This is a genomic window from Microvirga sp. HBU67558 (assembly GCF_018069605.1).
Taxonomy (GTDB): Bacteria; Pseudomonadota; Alphaproteobacteria; order Rhizobiales; family Beijerinckiaceae; genus Microvirga; species Microvirga terrae.
Map to the genome: position 1 here is coordinate 1 of NZ_JAGPUP010000307.1, position 1,127 is coordinate 1,127.

Sequence of the window (1,127 nt, forward strand, 5' to 3'; positions counted from 1 at the left end):
GAGGACGACGACTTTCTGGTGGGGGGTGAGACGGCGGACAGCATTGACGGTCTGGGCGGCAACGACGACATCCAGGGCCTCGGCGGCAATGATACGCTCGCGGGTAGCGCCGGTAATGACACGGTCAAGGGCGGGGCCGACAACGACCAGATCAGCGGCGGGGCGAACGACGACCTGCTGCAGGGCGATGCGGGTGCGGATAGCCTGGACGGCGGCGACGGCTGGGACGAGCTGCACGGCGGGAGCGAGGACGACACGCTTGAGGGTGGAGAGGGTCTGGACAGCCTGTACGGCGATGATGGCAACGACACGATCACCGACAGCGGCACGGATCAGTTCACCACCTCGATGGATGGTGGGGCCGGCAACGATGTGTTGGTGACGATCTCGGGGCAGAGCATCCTGCACGGTGGCGAGGGCGACGACCATGTGAGCGGCAGCGCGCTCATCGACGGGCGGTTCTCGGATCAGAACCAGACCGTTCTCTACGGCGATGGCGGCAACGACACCCTGGAGGGCACATCGGTGGGCGCCATCCGGATGCTTGGCGGCACCGGCGATGACACGCTGATTGCGCCGGATGGCAATGGCTCGGTTGGCTACCAGAACATGCTTATGGGCGAGGAGGGCAGAGACCTGCTGGTGGGCCGGTCGGGCCGAGATGCGCTGAGCGGTGGAGCGGAGAACGACACGCTTCAGGGTGGCGGCGAGGCTGACTTTCTCCAGGGCGACGATGGTGATGATGATCTCGACGGCGGGAGCGGGAACGACACGCTCTTCGGCGGAGCTGGGCTCGACACGCTCGTGGGCGGAGCCGACAACGACGGCCTCGATGGTGGGGCAGACGCCGACAGCCTGTCGGGCGGTGAGGGCAACGATACCCTCTCCGGTGGGGCAGGGCTCGACACGCTCGCGGGTGGTGCCGGCGTGGACCAGTACCGCGGGGCGGCGGCGGATCTGCACGGGGACGTGATCGTCGGCTACGAGCAAGGCGAGCGCATTGTGCTGGGGCAGAGCCTGAACGGACCGAGCCAGGTGCGGCTGGTGGCCAACGGCAGCGACACGGAGCTGCAGATCGACACGGACGCCAACGGCAGCTTCGAGACGGTGGTGACGCTCACCGGCAC

1 protein-coding gene is annotated in these 1,127 nt (G+C 67.5%); it reads left to right on the plus strand.

All coding sequences use genetic code 11. The features are described 5' to 3' along the window. On the plus strand, window positions 1-1,127 hold a 1,127-nt coding region (locus tag KBI52_RS01405), incomplete at both ends, for a calcium-binding protein (RefSeq protein ID WP_305797863.1).